General features: G+C 29.6%; 18 protein-coding genes. 12 read left to right on the forward strand and 6 right to left on the reverse strand.

Annotated elements, in window-relative coordinates:
• Nucleotides 1-15 precede the first annotated feature (15 nt).
• Nucleotides 16-1812, forward strand: a complete 1797-nt coding sequence (locus FQB35_RS16120) for a sensor histidine kinase (protein ID WP_148808446.1) — start codon at nt 16-18, stop codon at nt 1810-1812.
• A gap of 80 nt (nt 1813-1892) precedes the next feature.
• On the opposite strand, the gene bioA is transcribed toward FQB35_RS16120, so the two are convergent.
• Nucleotides 1893-3239, reverse strand: a complete 1347-nt coding sequence (gene bioA, locus FQB35_RS02675) for an adenosylmethionine--8-amino-7-oxononanoate transaminase (protein ID WP_148808447.1) — start codon at nt 3237-3239, stop codon at nt 1893-1895.
• Nucleotides 3240-3250: 11 nt separating this feature from the next.
• Complete coding sequence (gene bioD / locus FQB35_RS02680) at nt 3251-3970, reverse strand: dethiobiotin synthase (RefSeq protein WP_148808449.1); 720 nt, start codon at nt 3968-3970, stop codon at nt 3251-3253.
• A gap of 181 nt (nt 3971-4151) precedes the next feature.
• Here bioD and FQB35_RS02685 point away from each other — a divergent pair, with 181 nt between their 5' ends.
• The 9 genes from FQB35_RS02685 to pepV all read left to right on the forward strand — a co-directional run bounded on the left by FQB35_RS02685 (nt 4152) and on the right by pepV (nt 16148).
• Nucleotides 4152-5570, forward strand: a complete 1419-nt coding sequence (locus FQB35_RS02685; protein WP_148808450.1) for a Na+/H+ antiporter NhaC family protein — start codon at nt 4152-4154, stop codon at nt 5568-5570.
• A gap of 289 nt (nt 5571-5859) precedes the next feature.
• Nucleotides 5860-6438, forward strand: a complete 579-nt coding sequence (locus tag FQB35_RS02690; protein ID WP_148808452.1) for a hypothetical protein — start codon at nt 5860-5862, stop codon at nt 6436-6438.
• 23 nt (nt 6439-6461) lie between these two features.
• On the forward strand, nt 6462-6653 hold the full coding sequence (locus tag FQB35_RS02695; RefSeq protein ID WP_148808454.1) for a hypothetical protein: 192 nt from the start codon (nt 6462-6464) through the stop codon (nt 6651-6653).
• Between the two features lie 176 nt (nt 6654-6829).
• Nucleotides 6830-8020, forward strand: a complete 1191-nt coding sequence (locus FQB35_RS02700) for an RNA-guided endonuclease InsQ/TnpB family protein (RefSeq protein ID WP_148808456.1) — start codon at nt 6830-6832, stop codon at nt 8018-8020.
• A 163-nt stretch (nt 8021-8183) separates the two neighbouring features.
• A complete protein-coding gene (locus FQB35_RS02705) occupies nt 8184-9908 on the forward strand; it encodes a phospho-sugar mutase (RefSeq protein WP_148808457.1) in 1725 nt (574 codons plus the stop codon).
• 31 nt (nt 9909-9939) lie between these two features.
• Nucleotides 9940-11130, forward strand: coding sequence for a class I SAM-dependent rRNA methyltransferase (locus tag FQB35_RS02710; RefSeq protein ID WP_148808459.1), 1191 nt, complete (start codon nt 9940-9942; stop codon nt 11128-11130).
• A 184-nt stretch (nt 11131-11314) separates the two neighbouring features.
• On the forward strand, nt 11315-12985 hold the full coding sequence (locus tag FQB35_RS02715) for a glycosyl hydrolase family 18 protein (protein ID WP_148808461.1): 1671 nt from the start codon (nt 11315-11317) through the stop codon (nt 12983-12985).
• Between the two features lie 412 nt (nt 12986-13397).
• A complete protein-coding gene (locus FQB35_RS02720) occupies nt 13398-14711 on the forward strand; it encodes an aspartate kinase (RefSeq protein ID WP_148808463.1) in 1314 nt (437 codons plus the stop codon).
• A 48-nt stretch (nt 14712-14759) separates the two neighbouring features.
• Nucleotides 14760-16148, forward strand: coding sequence for a dipeptidase PepV (gene pepV / locus FQB35_RS02725; RefSeq protein WP_148808465.1), 1389 nt, complete (start codon nt 14760-14762; stop codon nt 16146-16148).
• A 71-nt stretch (nt 16149-16219) separates the two neighbouring features.
• Here pepV and FQB35_RS02730 read toward each other — a convergent pair whose 3' ends face one another.
• From FQB35_RS02730 to FQB35_RS02745, 4 genes are all read right to left on the reverse strand, one after another.
• Nucleotides 16220-17221 (reverse strand): lipoate--protein ligase, encoded by a 1002-nt coding sequence (locus FQB35_RS02730; protein ID WP_148808467.1) that lies wholly within the window; start codon nt 17219-17221, stop codon nt 16220-16222.
• A complete protein-coding gene (gene lpdA, locus FQB35_RS02735; protein WP_148808469.1) occupies nt 17214-18917 on the reverse strand; it encodes a dihydrolipoyl dehydrogenase in 1704 nt (567 codons plus the stop codon). The genes FQB35_RS02730 and lpdA overlap by 8 nt, the downstream gene beginning before the upstream one ends.
• A 61-nt stretch (nt 18918-18978) precedes the next feature.
• Nucleotides 18979-19332: a carboxymuconolactone decarboxylase family protein gene (locus FQB35_RS02740; RefSeq protein WP_148808470.1), complete on the reverse strand. Its 354-nt coding sequence runs from the start codon at nt 19330-19332 to the stop codon at nt 18979-18981.
• 110 nt (nt 19333-19442) lie between these two features.
• Complete coding sequence (locus FQB35_RS02745; RefSeq protein WP_148808472.1) at nt 19443-19868, reverse strand: MarR family winged helix-turn-helix transcriptional regulator; 426 nt, start codon at nt 19866-19868, stop codon at nt 19443-19445.
• 238 nt (nt 19869-20106) lie between these two features.
• Here FQB35_RS02745 and FQB35_RS02750 point away from each other — a divergent pair, with 238 nt between their 5' ends.
• Together FQB35_RS02750 and FQB35_RS02755 are read left to right on the forward strand one after the other, a co-directional pair.
• Nucleotides 20107-22077, forward strand: a complete 1971-nt coding sequence (locus tag FQB35_RS02750) for a transporter substrate-binding domain-containing protein (RefSeq protein ID WP_168198217.1) — start codon at nt 20107-20109, stop codon at nt 22075-22077.
• A complete protein-coding gene (locus FQB35_RS02755) occupies nt 22070-23431 on the forward strand; it encodes a sigma-54-dependent transcriptional regulator (protein WP_148808476.1) in 1362 nt (453 codons plus the stop codon). The genes FQB35_RS02750 and FQB35_RS02755 overlap by 8 nt, the downstream gene beginning before the upstream one ends.
• Nucleotides 23432-23435 lie beyond the last annotated feature (4 nt).

The raw sequence follows: 23435 nt of genomic DNA on the forward strand, positions 1-23435 counted from the left end.
ATAAGGGGGAATATTATGACAAAGAAAAGTTTATATCCTGAAAATATAGTAAGAAGAATTCTTATTTTCACCTTAACAATTTGTATGATGCTTACAACGGTGCTTATATATTTTTCCCACAATATAACAAAAGAAAGAAGTTTTAAAGTGATTAACGATATGAGCTTTAAAAATTCACAAATTTATGCAGAAACTATTGGTGATTGGATTCATGAAAGAATGAATGCTATGCAGATTTATGCAGATACGCCTATTGTAAAGAGTATGGATTGGAATAAAATAGAACCTTATTTAAAAAAAGAAATAAAAGATTCTAAAATATATAATTGTTTGTTTATAGCTGATGATTTGGGAAATTTTGTAACGACAGATGGAGATCATACAAATATTTATGATCGGAAATACTTTCAAGCTGCAATGAGTGGAAAATCATCAATATCGAATTTATTAATCTCTAAACTTACAAAGGAATTGATTTGTACTATTGCTGTTCCAATAAGAAATGATAACGGGAAAATTGTTGGAGTGATGGGAGGAATTATGAATTTAGAGCATATTCATAATTTAACAAAAAAATTCAAAGTAGACCATCCAGATTCCTATTCATATATTTTAGATAAAAATGGACTTACTATAAGCCATCCAAACAAAAACTTTGTTATGAATAAAAATATTATAAAATCCATAGAATTTGTAGATCCAAAGCCTTATAATATAGATCAGGTATTGAATAATGATATGGGATATATTGAGTATAATTTTGAAGGAACTATGGCTTATGGGTATTATTATAGTATTCCAAATACAGATGGATGGAAGCTGTTTATTAAAGTTCCAAAGGAATATATATCTAAGTCTATTCAAGAAAATACAAATAAGTTATTAAGTATTGGTATTTTAGGTACAATGATTATTGGGATTATTTCACTTGTTATTGGACAAGTTATAGCAGAACCTATGTTAAAGTTAAAGAAAGATATGAAAGAAAGTAAACGATTGCTTGAAGAGAGAATCAAATATGATCAATTAAGAACAGAATTTTTTTCAAATATTTCTCATGAATTAAAGACACCTTTAAATATTATTTTTTCAACAACCCAATTGTTAAATTTATCTATAAAAGATCCAGAAAATATCCATGTAGAGAAATTAAATAAATATGTACATACAATGAAGCAAAATTGTAATAGACTTTTAAGATTGATAAATAATTTAATTGATATTACAAAAATAGATTCAGGATTTATGCAATTAAATTTACAAAATAAAAATATTGTAGATATAATTGAAGATATTACTTTATCTACTGTAGAATATGTAAAAAGCAAAGGGCGAACCATTATATTTGATACAGAAGTTGAGGAAAAAGTTATGGCATTTGATCTAGATAAAATTGAAAGAATTATATTAAATCTTATTTCTAATGCTATTAAGTTTACAAAGCCAGGAGATAAGATAGAAGTTAGTATTTATGATAAAGAAGACAAAGTTTTTATTGTTGTAAAAGATACGGGAATTGGTATTCCAGAAGATAAACAAAATTTAATTTTTGAGAGATTTAGACAAGTAGATGGATCACTAAAGAGGAAAACAGAAGGAAGCGGAATTGGTCTATCTTTAGTAAAATCACTTGTAACAATGCATGAAGGGAATATTTCTGTAAAAAGAGAATGTGGTAAGGGAACAGAATTTGTGATTAAATTACCTGTGAAATTAGTTTCAGAAGCAGATTATATAACAAAAGATAGTAGTTTTTTAGAAAAAGATAGAGTGGAGAAAATAAACATTGAGTTTTCAGACATTTATTCTTAATTTGTTGAATATTTAATTAAAAATTTATAAAAAAATGCTTAAATTTAAAAATTAACTTAAGCATTTTTTTATCATTCCACTTAAAGACGAAAATATGTATTGATTGATTTTAATGCAGTAGATACCATGAATTCAATATCTTCTTTTTCAATAACATAAGGAGGCATAAAGTAAATTACATTTCCTAAAGGACGAAGTAATAATCCATTTTTTAATGCAATTTGATAAATTTTATAGCCTACCCTTTCTTTCCAGTCAAATCCTTCTTTTGTTTTTCGATTCTTTACTAATTCTAGTGCACCTATCATTCCTAATTGTCGAAATTCCCCTATATAAGGATGATTATTAAAAGCATTCTCGACACAATTTTTAATAATTTTAGATTTTTCTTTGTTTTTTTCTATTATATTTTCTTCTTCAAAAATCTTTAATGTTTCACAGGCTACTGCACAGGCTAGGGTATTTCCGGTATAACTGTGACTATCCATAAAGGCCTTAAGATTTGTATAATCACTATAGAATGCATCATAGATTGTATTAGTCATAAGCATAACAGATAGAGGCATATATCCTGCTGTAATTCCTTTTGATAGGCACATAATATCAGGAGATACGTTTGCATGTTCACAAGCAAACATTTTTCCTGTTCGACCAAACCCTACAGCAATTTCATCAGCAATAAAATGAACATTATATGTTGTACAAAGCTTTCTTAACTTTTTAAGATAAATTGGCGGATAAATTTTCATGCCTGCAGCTCCTTGAATTAAAGGTTCGATAATAACACCAGAAATTTCATGATGTTTTTTGATAATTAGTTTTTCCATATGCTCAAAGCATTCAGCGTTGCAGGTTTCTCGACAATTACCATAAGGACATCGATAGCAGTCTGGACCTTGGACTTTGTAAGTATTTATTAAAAGGGGCTTGTATATTTTTTTGTATAAATCGATATCTCCTACAGAAAGGGCTCCAATGGTTTCTCCGTGATAAGCATCAGAAATAGCTACAAATTTTGTTTTGCTAGGATTTCCAGTTTGTTGATGATATTGAAAGCTTAATTTTAAAGCATTTTCTACTGCTGAAGAACCATTATCAGAGAAAAATACTTTATTAAGTCCCTTTGGAGTAATTTTTACAAGTTTTTCCGCTAGTTCAATAGCAGGTTTATGAGAGAAATTTGCAAAGATAACATGCTCTAAATTATTCAATTGTTTTTGAATAGCATTATTAATTCTTGGGTTGCAGTGACCAAATAAATTAACCCACCAAGAAGAAATAGCATCTAAGTATTTATGCCCATCTACATCATATAAATAAAGTCCTTTTCCTTTTTCTATAATGATGGGTGGAAAAGTTTCATAATCTTTCATTTGAGAACAAGGATGCCAAATATATTGTAAATCTTTTTTTTGTAATGTATTCATAAGAATCCCTCCTAGCATGGTTCCATCCATTCTATTAATGTTTTTACATCCAAATTTTCTTTGATGATATTTTTTAAATTTCCCAATTGTATTTTTTCAACATTTATATCTTTTAGTTTTGGGATTGTAAGTACAGAAAGCTTTGTAAGCTCCTTTATGGTTTTTTTGTTATCAAGATGACATTTATTTGAAGAATCATATCCATTTAATATAATTCCCTTTACTTTAATTCCAACACTTTGTGCATAGCGTACTGTAAGGAGAGTATGATTGATTGTACCAAGTCCTGCACGTCCAACAACAACAATAGGTAAATGTAAATCCTTTACCAAATCATACAGCATATATTTAGCTTTTAGTGGAACAATAAGTCCTCCAGCTCCTTCTACAACCATGTATGGATATTTTTGTTTTAGGTCTTCAAATTTTTGTTTTATTATGGAAACTTGAATTGCTACATTTTCTATTTTAGCTGCTAGATGGGGTGAAACTGGCGTTTTAAAAGAATAGGGAGTCATATTTTCTAAAGACTCAGGAATATCTCCTAAAGTTTTTACAAAATTGGTGTCTCCTGGAATGAATTGTCCATTTTTAAAAGCAGCACCACTTAATACAGGCTTGAAATAACAAGCATCATAATTTTTTGAACGAAGAAGATGTATAAGTCCTGCTGTGACAACTGTTTTTCCTACATCTGTATCTGTTCCAATAATGAAGAGCCCTTTTGACATAGTTGCACCTCGAATCTTATTTAGAATACTTTTTTATAGAATACTCCTAAAGTTAAAATTTGTCAACTTAACAAATTTAAAAGTTAACAATATAAATATAATAAAATTTTCTGAAAAATAGATGAATAACAGCATAAAATTTTCAAAAATATTATACATATTTTATAAAGGAGGGGGTTATATGCAAGAAGAGAAGAGAAAACTAGATTTTTATGGAGGAGGATGGACATCATTTTTACCATTTTTTATCTTTTTGGTCATAGCGATTTATATTTCGGTTCTTAAAGCTCCAGATGTAAGAGGTATGTGGGTAGGAGCTTTAGCAGGTATTATGTTTACTTTTTTCTTAGCAAAAGATAGAATGTATTATTCAGAGATTGTTATTGAAGGGATGGCTGATAAAATTGCTATTGTGCCAGTAGCATGCTGGATTTTTGCAGGTGTATTTGCTGCTGTATTAAGATCATCACATTTAGTAGAAGGGATTATATGGGGAGCTTATCATGTGGGTGCAAGTGGAACGATATTTGTAGTGATTACATTTTTAGCATCAGCATTGTTTGCAACAGCAGCAGGGACAGGTTTTGGAACAATTGTTGCTGGAATGTCTGTATTATATCCTGCAGGAGTTTTACTAGGAGCTAATCCTTTAGTGCTTGCAGGAGCAATCGTAGGAGGCGGTGCATTTGGAGATAATCTAGCACCAGTTTCAGATACGACTATATGTTCAGCAGCAAGTCAAGGAGCTGATGTAGGTGGAGTTGTAAAATCAAGACTTAGATATTCAGTTGCAGCTGCTATTATTACACTTTTTGTTATAATCATTTTTGGAGGAGGAGGAACGGTTTCTAATGTTCCATATGAAATATTAGCTCAGTATATGAATCCAAAAGGGTTGATTATGTTAATTCCAGCTGCTATTACAATTTATATAGCCATTAAAAAAGGAGATATTATATATGCAACAACTATTGGAACGGTAATTTCTATTGTTATTGCAATTTTGTTTGGTTTAAATAGTTTTTCAAATTTAGTGTATATAAAAGATGGAGCAGTTGGAGGAGTAATTGTAAATGGTATTGCAGGTATGGTTGATATCTGTATTCTTGCTCTCTTAATCTTATCTTGTGTGCATATTATGAAAGCAGGTGGAGGAGATAAAAAACTATTAGAATTAGCGGAAAAATTTGTAAAAACTGTAAGAGGCGCAGAAGCATCTATTGCTATATTGGTAACGACAATGGCAGCGATTATGGGTTTGAATGCACCACCTATTCTTGCAGTGGGAACCTCTTATGCAAAACCATTAGGAGAGAAATATAAAATCCATCCGTATAGAAGAGCAAATATTCTTGATGCTACAGCATGTACATTAGCTTATTGCTTGCCTTGGACGCCTGCTTTATTGCTTACTCAATCATTAGCAAAGGATGCAAGTGAACAATTTGGAAACCTTGTCCCATCGTTAACACCTATACAAATGGCTCCATGGATTATATATTGCTGGACATTGCTAATTGTAATGGGTTTTGCAATTATTACAGGATGGGGAAGAAAATATATAGAATCTGATGGAGAGCCTGTAGCAATAAAAAAATGACATTTTAAAACAGATGATTTAAAAGTAGGCGGGTGAAGTATTCACTTGCCTATTTTGTATCATCAATAAAAAGGAATAAAATGATGCAATAGAAGGTTTTAAAATATTTGCAGAAATTTGTTTATTTAGATAGTGCTAGGTTATATATTATAAGAGAGATAAAAAGTTAAAGGATAAACAATAGATGTATGCTTCTCTGCATTTTATAGAATATTAATAAAAAAAGCTTTATAAAATATAATTGTATAAGAACTATTTATAAAAATTAAATATTTTGGCAGGTGAAAAAATGGTAGAGCGGAAATACTTAAATCAGATGTATTCCCAAAATCCTGATACAGGAAATTTTATTGTTGAAATTCAAATGGAGAACTATCTGTATATTTTTAATGAATGGGATAGTGCTTCTTTTAAAAGAAGAGATATTGATCCTGATTTAAGTGATTTTTTAGAGTCTTGTTCTAGTGATATTCCATTGAATATGGGTATTGAATTGCACTTTAATATTTTGAATGAAGAGAGAAGTCTAAAAAAAGAGAAAACCATTATTTCTGGGTTAAGAAATTATTATGCTCGCTGTCTCTATTTTGAGAAGCAAGCACTTAAGGAGTTATATAGAAAATTTTTATTTTATATTCTGATTGCTTTTCCATTGTTTTTTTGTAGTTATGCATTAGACTATTATATTGTAGACAATATTATTTTTACAGGATTACTTGAAGGGGTTTATGTAGGGGGATGGGTTTTTTTATGGGCAGCTATTGAAATGCTTGCATTTGATCGGGGTCCAATTATTAGAAAGATAAAAGAATGTAATCGGCTTTTGAAAGCGCCCATTTATTTTTCCTATGATGATTTGTCAAAATAAGCTTAAGAAGGAGATGGTAAATAATGCATGAAAGTTGCAATGGTTGTTATGCATTGATTGAAGATAGATGCACATTAGGATATAAAATTGAGCCTTTGTTTTTTAGTATATGTTATATAACAGAAGGCTATAAACCATTAGAAATTTGTCCAAAACCTGAAAATAAGGATAAATATTTAAAGCTATTAAAAGGAAAGAATATAGATGAAACTTAAATGAGGTGGGATTAACAGTTAATTAAAATCTATAAAAAACTATAAAAGTCTATTGAATGTTTTATGCATTTCAGATGTTGTAATACTAGAGGTGATATAAATGTATTCAATAGGGGAATCTTCAGAAAAATTAGGTGTAACAATACAAACTTTAATAAATAAGGAGTTTTTTGAAGATGGGGTTCAAGAAGAATAAAGATAGTGTTATATTATGTAAAAAAGTTAAAATATATCCTACAAAAGAACAAATAGCTAATATAGAAAGAGATAGTTTTTTATGTAAAATGTTATATAACACTTATCTAACTCAAAGAAAAGAATATTATAATTGCTACAATAAAAGTATGAAAATGACAGAACAACGAAGTCAAATTAAATTACTTCGTGAACAAAATACTGAATATGCTAAAGTGTATGCAAAACATCTTCATGCTGTTTGTATGGATTTAGACGAAGATTATAAAGGATGTATTAAAAAAAGAAGTAAAGGAGAAAAAGCAAAACTCCCAAGATATAAAGATAAAAACTATTTTTACCCACTTAAAACACCTAAACAATATATAAAAATAAAGGAAGATAAAATTAAACTAGGCTTTTATGAATTAAAGGTTGATGTTAATGAAATACCAACAAATTATGGAGAAGTCTGGATTAGTAAAGTTAGAAATAAGTATATAATTTCAATAACTTATGAAGCTAACAAAAAAGAAAATAATAACAATAATGTTTTAGCAATAGATTTGGGAATTTCTAAACTTGTAACAGGTATAAATCAAAATGGAAAAGTTATTGAAATTATAAACCCAAGATATGATAAGTATTGGAATAAAAAAATAGATAAAGTAAGGGCAATGAGAGATACAAAGAAAAAAGGAAGCAAAAGATATAAAAAATTAACTAGGACTTTAAAAAGATTATATGAAAACAGAAGAAAACAGCAAGAACATTTTATTCATACTATAACAAAATATTTAGTTTTAAATAATAAAGAATTAATTCTTGGAGATTTATCACAAGAGCAAATGATTAAAAAATCAAATTTAGCAAAATTAAATAGAAGTATAAAGGAAAATTGGGCTTTAGGGAAATTTAAGACGTTTTTAACATACAAGGCAAAATTGCATGATGTTAATATAGTTTATATAAATGAAGCATATACTTCTAAAACTTGTTCAAATTGTGGAAATCAACAAGATATGAGATTATCAAAAAGAACATATACCTGTGAGTGTGGTATGACATTAGATAGAGATATTAATTCAAGCATCAACATTTTCAATAAATATAAAGAAAATTCAATGTTGAATTACAAAAATATAAATCGAGTAACTACTCTACATTTCCACTATGGAAAATTAGTTGCTTGATTTTAAGAAAGGAAGTGAACAAAAGTACCGTTGGCTTACGGTATAGCATTGTAGAGAAATGCTATTATGTACACTAATATTGTAAAAATATTGAGTGTATGAATAAAATCTATAACCTTTATATATTTATTTAGATTTTTATAGATTTTATAAAGCTGATTTTATGGATTACAAAGGAAGATATGAGGAATGGTTACATAGTAAATATATGGATGAAGAAACAAAAGAAGAACTTCTTTCTATAAAAGATAACGAAAAAGAAATTGAAGATCGTTTTTATCGGGATTTAGAATTTGGTACAGCAGGGCTTCGAGGGAAAATTGGAGTAGGGACAAATAGGATGAATAAATATATTGTAGCACGAGCTACACAAGGTCTTGCAGATTTTATTATTGAAAAAGGAAAAAAATATATGGATCGTGGCGTTGTTATTGCTTATGATTGCCGACATTTTTCAAAAGAATTTGCAAAAAAAACAGCGCTTGTTTTAGCTGGTAATGGTATTAAAGCTTATTTATTTGAGGATTTGCGTCCTACTCCTGAACTTTCTTTTGCTGTAAGAAAATTAAATACAGCTGCTGGGATTGTGATTACTGCTAGTCATAATCCAAAAGAATACAATGGCTATAAAGTATATTGGGAAGAAGGCTCTCAAATATTAGAAGATGTCGCATCAGCTATTACAACAAAGATTCAGAATATAAAAGATTTTTCTGTTATAAAAACAATGGATGAAAAAGACGCAGTAAAGAGAGGGCTTTTGAGTATATTAGGAAAAGAAATTGATGATGTATATATTGAAAATGTAAAAAGCTTAGGCTTAAGAGAAAATATTGATAAAGAAATAAAGATTGTATATACTCCTTTAAATGGAACTGGAAATATTCCAGTAAGAAGAGTTTTAAAGGAAAGAGGATTCAAAAATATAATTGTTGTTCCAGAACAAGAAAATCCTGATCCAGATTTTACAACAGTAGGATATCCAAATCCAGAAGATGTGAAAGCATTTGCTTATGCAGAAAAATTAGGGAAAAAAGTAGGAGCAGAAATACTCATAGCTACGGACCCTGACTGTGATCGTTTAGGGGTTATGGTAAAAGGAGAAAAAGAAGAGTATGTTTCATTGAATGGGAATCAAATGGGTGCCATTTTTATTCAATATATATTAGAAGCCAAAAAAGAACAGAACACTTTACAAGAAGATGCTTATATTGTAAAATCCATTGTGACAGGTGATTTAGGAAAAGCTATTGCCAAATCTTATGGAGTAAAAACCTTTGAAGCTTTAACAGGATTTAAAAATATTTGCGGGAAAGTAAATGAATTAGAAAAGCTTGGAAATAACAATTTTGTATTTGGCTATGAAGAAAGCATTGGATATGTTGCAGGAAATTTTGTAAGAGATAAAGATGGAGTTATTGCATCAGAGCTTCTTTGTGAAGCAGCAGCTTATTATAAAGGTCATGGAAAAACTTTATTAGATGTTTTAGAAGAAATATATAAAAAGTATGGTTATTATCAAGAAAAGCTTGTTTCTATTGTTTTAGAAGGAATCGAAGGGCAAAATAGAATTAAGCGAATGATGGAGAAATTTAGAACAGAATATCCTACTGATATAAAAAAGAGTAAGTTATCAAAATACATAGACTATCAAAAACAGGTATCTTTTGATTTTTTAAAAGAAAAGGAAGAGTCTATAGAAATTCCTATATCCAATGTATTAAAATTTGTGTTTGATGATCATTCTTGGTATGCTATTCGACCATCTGGAACGGAACCTAAAATTAAAGTTTATATGTATACAAAGGGAGATACATTGGAAGAAGCACAAGAAAAATTAAAAAATATAGAAGAAGTAGTTATGAAGCAATTAGAGGAAGTAGAATAGATAAGAATAATTTATTTTAGGAAGGTATACGATGAAAGAGACAAAATTAATTGTTAAAAATAAGTTTTTGAAAAAATATAAAAGTGGCTATCCTTTGATAATGAAAGATGCAATAATAAATATGAATGCTTTAAAAGAAGAAGGACAGCTTATAAGATTATTAGATGAGAAAAAAGGATTTATTGGAAAGGGCTATTATGGTATACAAAATAAAGGTTATGGATGGATTTTGACTCAAAATGAAAAGGAAAAGATCGATCATTCTTTTTTCCATAAAAAGTTGTTAGAAGCAATCAAACGAAGAAAAAAATTATATATGGATAGAAATACCACTGCTTTTCGCGTATTCAACGGAGAAGGAGATGGTATTGGTGGATTTACAGTTGATTATTTTGATGGGTTTTATTTGATAAATTGGTACAGTAAGGGGATTTATACATTCAAGGATTATATAATCAATACTTTAAAAAATCTTTCAGGCTGTAGAGGGATTTATGAAAAAAAGAGATTTGATACAGGTGGAAAGTTTATAGAAGAGGATGGGTATGTTTGGGGAGAGAGAGCTAAGTTTCCTCTTATAGTAAAGGAAAATGGAGTAAATTTTGCAATTTACTTGAATGAAGGAGCTATGGTAGGAGTATTTTTAGATCAAAGAGAAGTAAGGAAAGCTATAAGAGATAAATATGCAAAGGATAAAAATGTATTAAATACCTTTTCATATACAGGTGCATTTTCAGTTTTTGCAGCACTAGGAGGAGCAAGGAAAACGACTAGTGTTGATCTTGCAAATAGGAGTTTGCCAAAGACTATTGAGCATTTTAGTTTAAATAATATTGACTATGAAGCTCAAGATATTATTGTAGAAGATGTATTTGGATATTTTAAGTATGCACAAAAGAAAAACTTAAAATTTGATTTAATTATTCTAGATCCTCCAAGCTTTGCAAAATCAAAGAAAAATCGTTTTAGTGCGGCCAAAGACTACAAAGATTTATTAAAATCAGTGATAAATATAACAGAAGACGGTGGAGTAATAGTAGCATCCACAAATTGTGCTAGCTTCGATATGAAAAAATTTAAAGACTTTATTGATAAAGCTTTTAATGAAATGGATAAAAAATATAAAATCTTAGAAGAATACAGACTTCCAGAAGACTTTAGAACCATTAGGGAGTTTAGAGAAGGAAACTACTTAAAGGTAGTGTTTATAAAGAAATATTGAAGGTTTTCACCAAAAATATGATGACGAAATATAGATATATAATATATAATTAATATAAGAATACTTAAGGCCTCACCAGTAATGGGTGAGGTTAATTGTTTTTAAGGGGAAGGAGGAATATACTAGCATAAACTAATATTATTTCCAATAAAGCTTTTCCATCATAAAAGAAAGGCGTGATATTTTGAAGAAAAATGACTTTTATATTATATTAGGATGTCTAATGCTTTTGATCGGATTTATATTTACAAAGCATTATGCCTTAGCAGCACCTATTGAAAATAATGAGGTAATAATCAAAGATGGGGAACAAATGATTATATATGAAGATTATGATGAGATCGTAAAAATAGAGAACAATAATGTCTATATTGATTTATACACATTGTCGAAGCATTTAAATTTGTTAGTAGATTATGATGAAAATAATAAAATAGCAGTAATAGCAAGTTCGAATAAGATAATCAGATTTTATCAGAATAAAAAAGTAAAAATCAATCAAAAAATTACAATGAATATCTCTCCTATGGTTTTTGTCAATGAAAGACCATTTGTGCCAATCAATCAAATAGCAGAACATTTGAATATAAAATATAATTTTATAGAAGAAAAAAAATTACTATTATTAGAGAATCAATATGAAAAAATTATAACTGCAAAAGCAGCAAAGGATAACGTAAACGTAAGATTCAAACCAACTTCTTGGTCGCTTGAAGATGATTTGCTTAAGGAGAATGAAAAGGTAGAGATTTTAAAAAAAGAAGGGAAATGGATAAAAATTTTAACTCCTAGAGGAAAAATAGGATATGTTAAAGAATATGAACTAAAAGATGAAGAAGAAATTTTAGGAGTAGTACGAGAAAATAAACCTATATGGAAACCAGAGAAAGGAAAAATTATGCTTACATGGGAGCATGTCCATAAAAGTAATCCTGATACATCAATAATTGGAGAATTAAAAGGTTTAAATGTCATATCACCCACTTGGATTACACTTACAGATGCTTCAGGCAAAATCAATCATAAAATAAGCAAGGATTATATTGATTGGGCAAAAAATAGAGGGTATAAAATATGGCCAGTATTTACAAATAATTTTGATCCTAAACTTACAAATGAATTTTTTAAAAATCCTTCTGCAAGAGAAAAAGCAATTGATGAAGTGTTAAAATTAGTAAAAGAAAATTATCTTGATGGTATTAATATAGACTTTGAAAATGTTTATTTAAAAGATAAAGAAAAACTTGTTTTATTTGTAAGAGAATTAACTTCTGCTTTTCATGAAAATGGACTTATTGTTTCTATAGATGTAACAGTAAAGGGTGGTAGTGAAAATTGGTCTCAATGCTATGATCGGGCTGCTTTGGGAGAAGTAGTTGATTATGTAGTTTTAATGGCTTATGATGAGCATTGGGGATCAAGCCCTATAAGCGGATCAGTAGCTTCAATGGGATGGGTTGAAAAAGGAATTAATGGGCTATTAGAAGAAGTATCTCCACAAAAGCTTATATTAGGGGTTCCTTTTTATACAAGAATATGGATGGAAAAACCATCAGTTAAAAATCCTGATAAAATAGAAGTAAAGTCAAAAGCAGCAGGTATGGAAACAATCAATGAAATACTTAAAATAAATGATATTGTTAAAGTATGGGATGAAAAAAGTGGTCAGAATTATGTAGAATATAATGAAAATGATTTAGTTTATAAAATATGGATAGAAGATGGACAATCTATGAAATTAAGAGCAGATTTTGTAAACAAATATAATCTTGCAGGGATTGGGGCATGGAGAAGAGGTTTTGAAACAGAAGATATGTGGAATATAATAAATGAAACATTAAGAGAACGGCCTTAAGGTCGTTCTTAGTTTGTTAACAAAGTTATATTCATCAATGAATTAAAAAATAACGCTCATAAACAAAGCTTTAGAGAAAACTAAGATTCATAATTTAGAAAAATCCTAACGCACCTAATCAAGACATCCTGTCTTGTAGGCTGCTAGCTTAGCATCCATGCTAAGCCTACGGATTTTTCTGAAATTTTTCATCAAGTTTTCTTTACTAAAGTTTTGCAATTATTCGCTTTTATTTTTTTATTCATAATAATTCTATTTTGTTTATAGTCTGAACGGCCTTAAGGTCGTTCTTTTTGTAATAAAAGTAAAAAATGTATCATCAAGGGTATTTGAAATATTGACTTTTAAGAATTTTCAATTTATAATAGTTATATTTATTTGAATTATTAAAATTTTAGGGGGATTTATTAAGATGTGTATAAAAGTAGCAAAATTTGGAGGATCATCAGTAGCTGATGCAAAGCAATTTCAAAAAGTTCGCGATATCATTCAAGCTGATAGCAAGCGTAGATACATTGTTCCATCGGCTCCTGGAAAAAGACATGCAGAAGATTATAAAATTACTGATCTATTGTATCTTTGCCATGAACATGTACAACATTCTGTTCCATTTGATCAAATGTTTGATATGATTTGTGATAGGTATTTAGGGATTATTGATGAACTTAATTTATCTATTGATTTAGAACCTTATCTTATAGATATTAAACAAAAAATTTCTGAAGGAGCATCTGTTGATTATACAGCGAGTAGAGGAGAATATCTAAATGGTCTTATTTTAGCTCATTTATTAGATTATGATTTTGTAGATCCTAAAGATATTATTCTTTTTGATAAATATGGTTCTTTAGATGCAGAAAAAACAAAAGAACTTGTCAGCAAACGCTTAATGGAGCATGAGCGTGCTGTTATTCCAGGATTTTATGGTGCTATGCCTAATGGAGAAATAAAAACTTTTTCACGAGGAGGATCTGATATTACTGGGTCTATTATCGCACAAGCTGTAGGAGCAGAAGTTTATGAAAATTGGACAGATGTTTCTGGATTTTTAATGGCTGATCCTCGTATTGTAAAGAATCCAAAACAAATTGAAAAAATTACTTATCATGAGCTTAGAGAACTTTCATATATGGGGGCTACTGTTTTACATGAAGAATCTGTTTTTCCTGTAAGAGAAGCAGGTATTCCTATCAATGTGAGAAATACAAATGAACCTGATAATAAGGGGACAATTATTGTAAGCAATAAGGAATTTATAAATCCTGGAACAATAACAGGGGTAGCGGGTAGAAAAGATTTTACTGTGATTGCTATCCAAAAAAATCGTATGCATTCGGATATTAGTTTTATTAGAAAAATTCTTTCTATTTTAGAAGCAAACAATGTTCCTGTAGAACACCTTCCATCAGGGATTGATAATATTTCTATAGTTATTGCAGATTCTAATTTAGGAAATAAACTCAATAAGCTTTTAAAAGAGATTAATGAGCAATGTAGTCCTGATTGTATAGAAGTATATCCAAATATGGCACTCATTGCTACTGTTGGACAAGGAATGGTTTATACACGTGGGGTAGCAGCGAGGTTATTTACGGCTTTAGCAGAAGCAGGTATTAATATTCGAATGATTGATCAAGGATCAAGTGAAATCAATATCATTGTAGGTGTTGAGACAAATGATTTTGAAAAAGCTGTACAAGCTATTTATCATGGTTTTGTAGAATAATATATAAATTTCCGTATATATTTCTTTTATAAAGAATGGAGGGGAATTATGAATTTTGAAAAGAGAATTGATGAAATGAAAAATGAAATAATAAAGTCAACACAAAAGATAATTCAAATTAGAAGTGTAAAGGATACTCCAAAGGAAGGGATGCCTTTTGGAGAAGGCATAAATACTTGTTTAGAATATGCCCTAGACTTATCAGAAAAACTAGGATTTAAAACAAAAAATTTGGATGGATATGCAGGGCATGCTGAATTGGGAGAAGGAGATGAAATTGTAGGTGTTTTAGTTCACCTCGATGTTGTACCTGAAGGAGATAATTGGACATACCCTCCTTATATGGCAGAAATTCATGATGATAAAATCTATGGAAGAGGTACGATTGATGACAAGGGACCTGCAATTGCTGTTTTATATGCTATGAAAGCCATTAAAGATGCGAATATAAAGCTAAATAAAAAGATAAGAATTATATTTGGAACAGATGAAGAAAGCGGCGGGGAAGGTATAAACTATTATCTTAAGCATGAAAAAGCTCCAAATTTAGCTTTTACTCCTGATGCAGATTTTCCTGTAATCCATGGAGAAAAAGGGATTCTTATATTTGATTTAGTAAAAACTTTTAAGGAAGATTTAAAAGATGAAGGGATAAAGATAATAAAGATAAAAGGTGGAAATAGACCAAACATGGTACCGGATTATTGTGAAGCTCATCTAATTTCTAAGAATTCTTTAAAAGAAAAGTTGGATAAGTATTTAAAAGAAAATAATGTAAGATTAGAAATAGAGGAAAAGGATTATTTTACTGTAATTAAGTCTTATGGGGTATCTGCTCATGGAAGTCTTCCAGAACTTGGAAAAAATGCAATATCCCAACTTATGTTGTTTTTAAATACTCTGGATTTGTCGGATGGGGATGTAAAGGATTTTATAAAATATTATAAAGAGAAGATTGGAATTGAGTATTACGGAGAATCGATAGGATGTGGTTTTTGTGATGAAGAATCAGGAAAGCTTATTTTTAATGTAGGGGTAATTGATCTAGACAAAGAAAAGGTAGCTGTATCTATTAATATTCGCTATCCTATTACTTATACAGAAAATCAGGTATATAGTGGGATTAAAAAAGAATTAGAAGGTACAGGAATAAGTATAGATCATAAAGAGCATATAAAGCCAATTTATTTACCAAAGGATCATGAATTAATTCAAAGCCTTATGAAAGTCTATAAAGCATTTACTGGAGATAGTAAAGAGCCAATCACAATAGGTGGAGGAACTTATGCAAGATCAATGGATAATGCTGTAGCTTTTGGACCGTTATTCCCTGGACAACCAGAGCTTGCACATCAAAAGGATGAATTTATAGCTATAGAAGATTTGATTAAGATTACAAAAATCTATGCTCAAGCTTTATATGAATTAGCAAAATAGAAAATAAGCATGATATGATGAGAGTTAGGCTTAAATATTTTTTATTTAAGCCTAACTAATAAAGCAATAAGTTATAGCTGTTTTGATTTTTGAAAAAGCCAATTTTGAATATCTGTTATAATGATTGGATCTTTCGTATCTATATTTTTGATAGTATCTAAAATAGCATTCATGTCAAAGGGAAGTCCTATTAATGAAGAAGCAATTTTTTGGATTAATTTGCTATTCATAGCATCTGAATAAATTTTTGCTGAAGTGATATGACCATTTTTAAGAGAGAGTCCCATTTGTATACCACCCCAAGGGAATCTATTTTCAAATACAATATCAAATTTTGGTGCTTCTCCATATCGCCACTCCCAAGAAGCATACTTATCATATAGATCTTTAATATTGTAGTTATCTCTATCTACTTGAATTTCATTTGTAGTACCGCCATAAATATCTACAAAGCTTTGTTTCAAGCTTTGAAGCATTTGATCAATTGTAAGGTTGTTTTGCAAATCCATTAGATTGATAACTCTAGATGAAACAGAATCAATGCCCTTTGAAGCAATTTTTTCCTTTGAAACCTGCAGATAATTTGTAAGTTTCATTAAATCTGTATTAATTAGGATTGTACCATGATGGTAAGCTGAATGTTCCCTGAAATAAAATGCATTCCCTGAAAACTTTTTACCTTTAGCTGTAAGGTCATTACGACCAGAAAATTTGGCGTCAATTCCTAAACTTTTTACTGCATTTAAAATTACTTTTAATTGTTTTTCTAAATCATACAAATTTTTATCCATTATAAAGGTGAAATTTAGATTTCCTAAATCATGAAATACGGCACCCCCGCCTGATAATCTGCGGGCTAATTTGCCACCATCTTCTTCTAGTCTTTTACATCTACACTCTTTCCATGCATTTTGATTTTTTCCAATGACGACAGTATCTTTGTTTTGCCATAAATAAAATATAACTTCATTAGGTTGAATTTGATTTAATAAATGTTCTTCTAAGGCAAGATTAAACCAAGGGTCAAAAGACAATGAGCGAATGATTTTTGTATGAATATCTTGATTAAGCAAAATGTATCGCACCACCTTCAGTTGCTAAAACTGCTTCATGTATAGATTCTGCTGTAGTTGGATGGGCATGGATGGTTTCTGCAATTTGTTCTATGGTTAACTCATTTTTTATGGCTAAAGCGATTTCTGCGATTAAATCAGTTGCATGGGGACCAATGATTGTAGCGCCAATCACTTTGTTTGTTGATTTTTCTTTTATGATTTTAACGAATCCTTTGTTCTCGCCTAGAGTTAAAGCTTTTCCGTTTGCAGCAAATGGGAATTTTCCTACTTCTATTTCTATCCCTTTTTCATGAGCCATTTTTTCACCAATACCGACCATGGCAATTTCAGGATCAGTAAAAATAGCACTCGGTATGACTGTATAGTCCATTTGCAGATCTTTACCTAAAATATTTTTAACAGCAACAATTCCTTGATGAGAAGCTACATGGGCAAGTTGAATTTTATTAGTCACATCCCCAATTGCATAGATATTAGGAATATTTGTTTGTAGTTTTTCATTCACTTTTATTCCTTTTTTATTTTCAGTTAATTCAATTCCTAATTTTTCTATATCTATACCTTCAAAGACGGGTTTTCTTCCAACGGCCATAAGGACTTTATCAGCAGTAATAAATTTTAACTTATTATCTTTATGGAATGAGACAATACATTCACCATCTTCACTTTCTATAATTGATGCTAATTTAGAGCTTGTATATAATTTGATTCCCATATCCTTGGCTATTTGACTGATCTCTGTACATACATCATCATCTAGGGAGGCAAGAATATTGTCCAAAAATTCAATGACAGATACATCAACACCTAAATTTGCGTATATGAAAGCAAATTCCATACCAATAACGCCGCCTCCAACAATAGCTAACTTATCTGGTAATGTATTAAGGTCTAAAGCTTCTTTACTTGTAATAACATTTTCTAAATCTATACCTGGGATAGGAAGACTAGATGAAGTTGATCCAGTAGCAATAATAATATTTTTACTTTTAATGGTTGCTTCTATTTTTTTATTTTTTACAGAAACAGTTTCGTGGTCAAGTATCTCACCCATTCCATTTATGACTGTTACATGGTTTTTCTCTAAAAGATAGCTTATTCCTTGAACCAATTGATTTACTATGTTGTTTTTTCTTTCAACAATCTTTTTCATATTTACAGAAATATTTTCAGCAGACAATCCATAGGTATCCGCCTCTTTTAAATTTTTATAAACTTCAGCGGAGCGTACAAGGGATTTTGTAGGAATACAACCCCAATTTAGACAGGTTCCACCAAGCTTTTCTTTTTCTACTAATACGACTTTTGCACCTAATTTAGCAGCAGCAATAGCAGCCACATATCCACCGGGTCCCCCGCCAATAATGGTAATATCGCTTTCTAGCTCTTGTTTTTGAGGCTTTAATAATCCGCTGAAATAATTGAATGTAGCTTTCGAAGGATCATTTTGAGAAGCAACTCCATCAATTTTTGCTAAAAGATCTCCTATTTTTACAGTAGATCCTTCTTCAACTTCTATAGTTTCTATTTTTCCATTAGCATTAGACTTTACGGATAGATTGCCTTTATTAGATTCAATATCAAATAAAACATCTCCTAATTTTATTTCATCTCCAACATTTTTATGAATTTTTCCGATTTTTCCCTCTTTTGCGTGTCCAGATAATTTTTCTAATTTTAATTCAACAGCCATCATCATTCCTCCTCCTATATAAATAAGAGGCAGTATAAACTGCCTCAGTATGTAACTGGTACTATTTAAAATCTTTTTCAAATTCATCTAAAGAATCTTTTACAAGGGTTACACTGTAAGCCATAGAAGGGCCTCCACCAAAAGCAACTGCAACCATAGCTGCTTCTAAAATTTCTTCACGTGTTGCACCAGCTTCAAGGGCTTTATAAACATGAAATACAATGCAATATTCACAACGATTATAAGCACCAATTGCAACACTCATTAATTCTTTTGTTTTAACATCTAAAGCTTTTGGCTCATATGCTACGCCAAGTAGATTCATAAAAGCACCTACATGTGTTTCGTTTGTTTTTCCTAATTCCTCTAGACCTCCCATGAAATCATTCAATAGTTTTCTTACATCTTTCGCCATTTTAAATCCTCCTCTTTAATTTAATTGCTATGCTAATTATTAGTATAGCAATTAAACATATAAATTACAAGAGAGTGCATGAAATTTTTACAAATCATCAAATATGAAACTTATTTACTAATATTTTCTACCATTTTTTCTAAAACCTTTTTAAAAATTTTAAACTCTTCATCTGTAATATTCTGAGAAAAAATTTCACTCATTTTTTCTCCTTCTGGAAGGAGTTTGTTTCTTAAATGTATACCTTCTTGGGTAAGCTCTAAATTTGTAATTCTTCGATCTTTTTCATCCTTTACCCGCTTTACATAGCCATCTCTTTCCATTCGATCAATAAGTCTTGCAACGGTAGAAGTTTTTATATTCATTTTTTCAGCTAATTCCGATTGGCTAATCCTTTCATATTTTCCTAAAAAATATAATGCGATCCATTGCACTCTTGTAGAACCTAAAGAAACTAACCTTTCATTAAAAGCATCAGACATTTTTTTTGCTGCATTATTGGTAATAAAAGCGACACAAGCATCCAGATCAAACATTTTATCACTCCCATCCATTATTTAGATATTCCCATTATCTCAAAACTTATGAATCATGCCAACTGTATTTTTCGACAAATTTATAAATATGATCCATGGATTATTCTGATGAGGAAAAAGGGAAAAATATTTCTAAATATATTACATATTTGCATTTTTATGTAAAAGATATTAAGATAAATATATCAAAAACAATTAGAATATTAAGACAAAATAGCTGTTGCAAGGAGAAAAAATGATGAGAAGGAATAAAGAAATCCTATGCATAATCAGCATAGTATTCATGTTTATAGGGTATGGGAATCTATATGCAGAAGAAAAAGATGTCTACAAAGAAACAATCATAGTTGGTGGAGATAATTATTTTCCCCCTTTTGAGTATGTAGATAAAAATGGTGTGTATAAAGGGTTTAACGTAGACATTTTAAGGGCTATTGCCATTGAGATGGGAATCGATCTTGATATAAGGCCTATGCCTTGGTATGAAGCAATTATGGCATTAAATGAAAGAGAAATTGATGCAATACAGGGAATGAAGTATTCTATTTCAAGATCATATCTATATGATTTTTCAGATCCATATTTGGTTTCATCTCAATCTATTTTTGTTCGTTCAGATAATAGCTATATTGTAAATATAGAGGATTTAGAAAAAAAGAAAATTGCTATACAGAAAAATGATATTGCTAAAGATGTATTAAAAAATATTATGGATATTCAAATTATAGAAACTGAAAATCAGCAAATGGCTTTAAAAAAATTGATAAAAGGAGAAGTGGATGCGTATATAGGAAACCGGCTGACAGGATTATATATTATTCAAAAGGATGGATATACAAAGGATGTAAAAATTGTAGGAGAAGAAATCAATCCACTTAATTATGGTATTGTTGTAAATAAGGGAAATAAAGTATTGCTCAAAATGTTTAATGAAGGGCTTATGAGAATAAAGAAGAATGGAACCTATGATAAAATTTATAAAAAGTGGTTTGGAGAACCTATTAATCCACCTTATGCTTACATTAAAAGAACATTGTATTTTTCCATAGTTGTTTTGTTTTTTTCTTTGTTTGGGATTTTTATCTTTTATAGATGGAATTATTTATTAAAGAAGGAAGTAAACAAAAGAACACAGCAGTTAAAAAGAGAATCTCTTTTTAAGGAACAAATTATAAATAGTATATTTAGCGGTTTAATTACTTTTAATAATCAGGGCATAATTTTATCAGCCAATGAAAAGGCTGCATATTTTTTAGATATGCCAATAGAAGCTTTTGTAAAAAAACATTTTAAGGATACGGTAGTAAAGGAATATTTTTATGAAGAAGATTTTTATGAAGTATTACAAACAGGAAAAGAAAAAATGAATATAGAAAAAAATATAAATGTAGAAGGAATTAATAAAGTATTTGAATATAATATTTATCCTCTTGTTCTTCATGAAGATGATGTTTATGGAATTACCTTAACCTTTAAAGATATAACAAATGAAAAATTGATGAAAGAAAGAATGATAATGAAGGATAAATTAGAATCTTTAGGCAGATTGGTAGCAGGAATTGCTCACGAAATCAGAAATCCCCTTACTTCCATTAAGGCTTATATAGAACTTATACCATATAAATATGATAAAAAGGAATTTAGAGAGAAAATTTCAGAGGATGTTCCAAAAGAAATAGAAAGATTAAATAGTATTATTTCAAATTTACTTGAGTATGCAAAACCAAAAGTTCCGAATAAGGAAATGGTTAAGGTTCATGATGAGATTTTAGGGATTATTGTTTTTTTTAGCAATCAAATAAAAAAGAAAAATATCAAACTTATATGTAATATGAAAGAGGATTTATTTATCTATGTGGATAAACAGCAATTCAAGCAAATTATGATCAACTTTTTATTAAATGCCATAGAGGCTTTTGAAAAAACTGAAAACCCAGAAATTTGCATTACTGCTGAAAAGAATGGGGATTTTGCTGTTATTATAATTAAGGATAATGGGTGTGGTATTGCATCAGAGAATGAGAAAAAGATTTTTGAACCATTTTTTACAACAAAGGACAATGGAACAGGTCTTGGATTATCGATAAGCTATCAGTTTATTAAAGAAAATGGCGGAGACATTACGGTAAGCAGTCATTTAGAAACAGGGACAAAAATTAATATGATATTACCTTTATTTAAAGAAAAAAGGAGTACTGCTAATGTATAAGCTATTAATTATAGACGATGAAAAATCAATTTGTTCATCTTTAAAATTTGCTTTTGAAGATATGTATGAAGTTTATACGGCTAATAATATTTTTGAGGTAGAGAAGTATATTGAACAAAATGATTTTGATATAGTATTGTTAGATTTAAGATTTGGAGAAATAAGTGGTATTGATATGTTAGAAGATTTAAAAAATGCACAAAAAGATGTAGTTGTGATTATGATGACAGCTTATGGAAGTATTGATTCTTCTATTGAAGCTATGAAAAGGGGAGCTTATGATTATATTATGAAGCCTTTGGACATGCCGAAATTGAAGGTATTATTGCAAAAGGCTGTAGAGTATAAAAGGTTAAATCAAAAAATAAATTATCTAGAGAATGAAGTTTATAGCAAATATGGAAAAAATGGAATCATAGGAAAATCGAAAAAAATGAGGGAAGTATTCTATCTCATAGATAAAGTAAAAGATTTGCATATAAATGTTTTAATTCATGGAGGAAGTGGAACAGGAAAAGAACTTGTTGCAAAAGCTATTCACTATCAAGGAAAAAGAAGAAAGGAAAATTTAGAAATTATAAATTGTGGAGCGATTCCATCTAACTTAATAGAAAGCGAATTGTTTGGTTATGAAGAAGGAGCTTTTACAGGAGCAAACCATAGAAAAAAAGGGAGATTTGAACTTGCTCATAGAGGGACAATTTTTCTAGACGAAATAGGGGAGTTGGATTTAAATCTACAAGTAAAGCTATTGCGAGTATTGCAGCAAAAAGAAGTATTTCCATTAGGAGCTGAGAGAGGAAAAAAAGTAGATGTTCGTATCATTGCAGCAACGAATAAGGACCTAAAAGAAGAAGTGAAGAGGGGAAATTTTAGAGAAGATTTATTTTTTAGATTAAATGTTGTATCTATTAAATTACCGAGCTTGAAGGAACGAAGAGAGGATATCCCTTTATTAATCGAATATTTTATAAAAAAATGTGTAAAAGAAATGAATAGAAATATAGAAGGAATAACCAAAGAAGCTTTAAAAATATTAGTAAATTATGATTATCCAGGGAATGTAAGAGAATTAGAAAATATTATCGAAAGAGCAGTAGCTCTTACAGATAATGAATACATTCAAATAGAAGATCTTCCTGAAGAATTATTAGGTAATTATAAAAATTATAAACTATCTAGGAATATGCATATCATTCCTATAGAAATAGGAACAAGCTTAGGGGAGATAGAAAAAGAGGTTATATTAGAGACTCTAAAAGCTATGAATCAAAACAGAAAAAAAACTGCTAAAATTCTAGGAATTAGTGAAAGGGCTTTAAGATACAAGATAAAAGAATATATGGAGAAGTAGGAAA

The organism is Crassaminicella thermophila (genome assembly GCF_008152325.1).
In the GTDB taxonomy this organism is placed as follows: Bacteria; Bacillota; Clostridia; order Peptostreptococcales; family Thermotaleaceae; genus Crassaminicella_A; species Crassaminicella_A thermophila.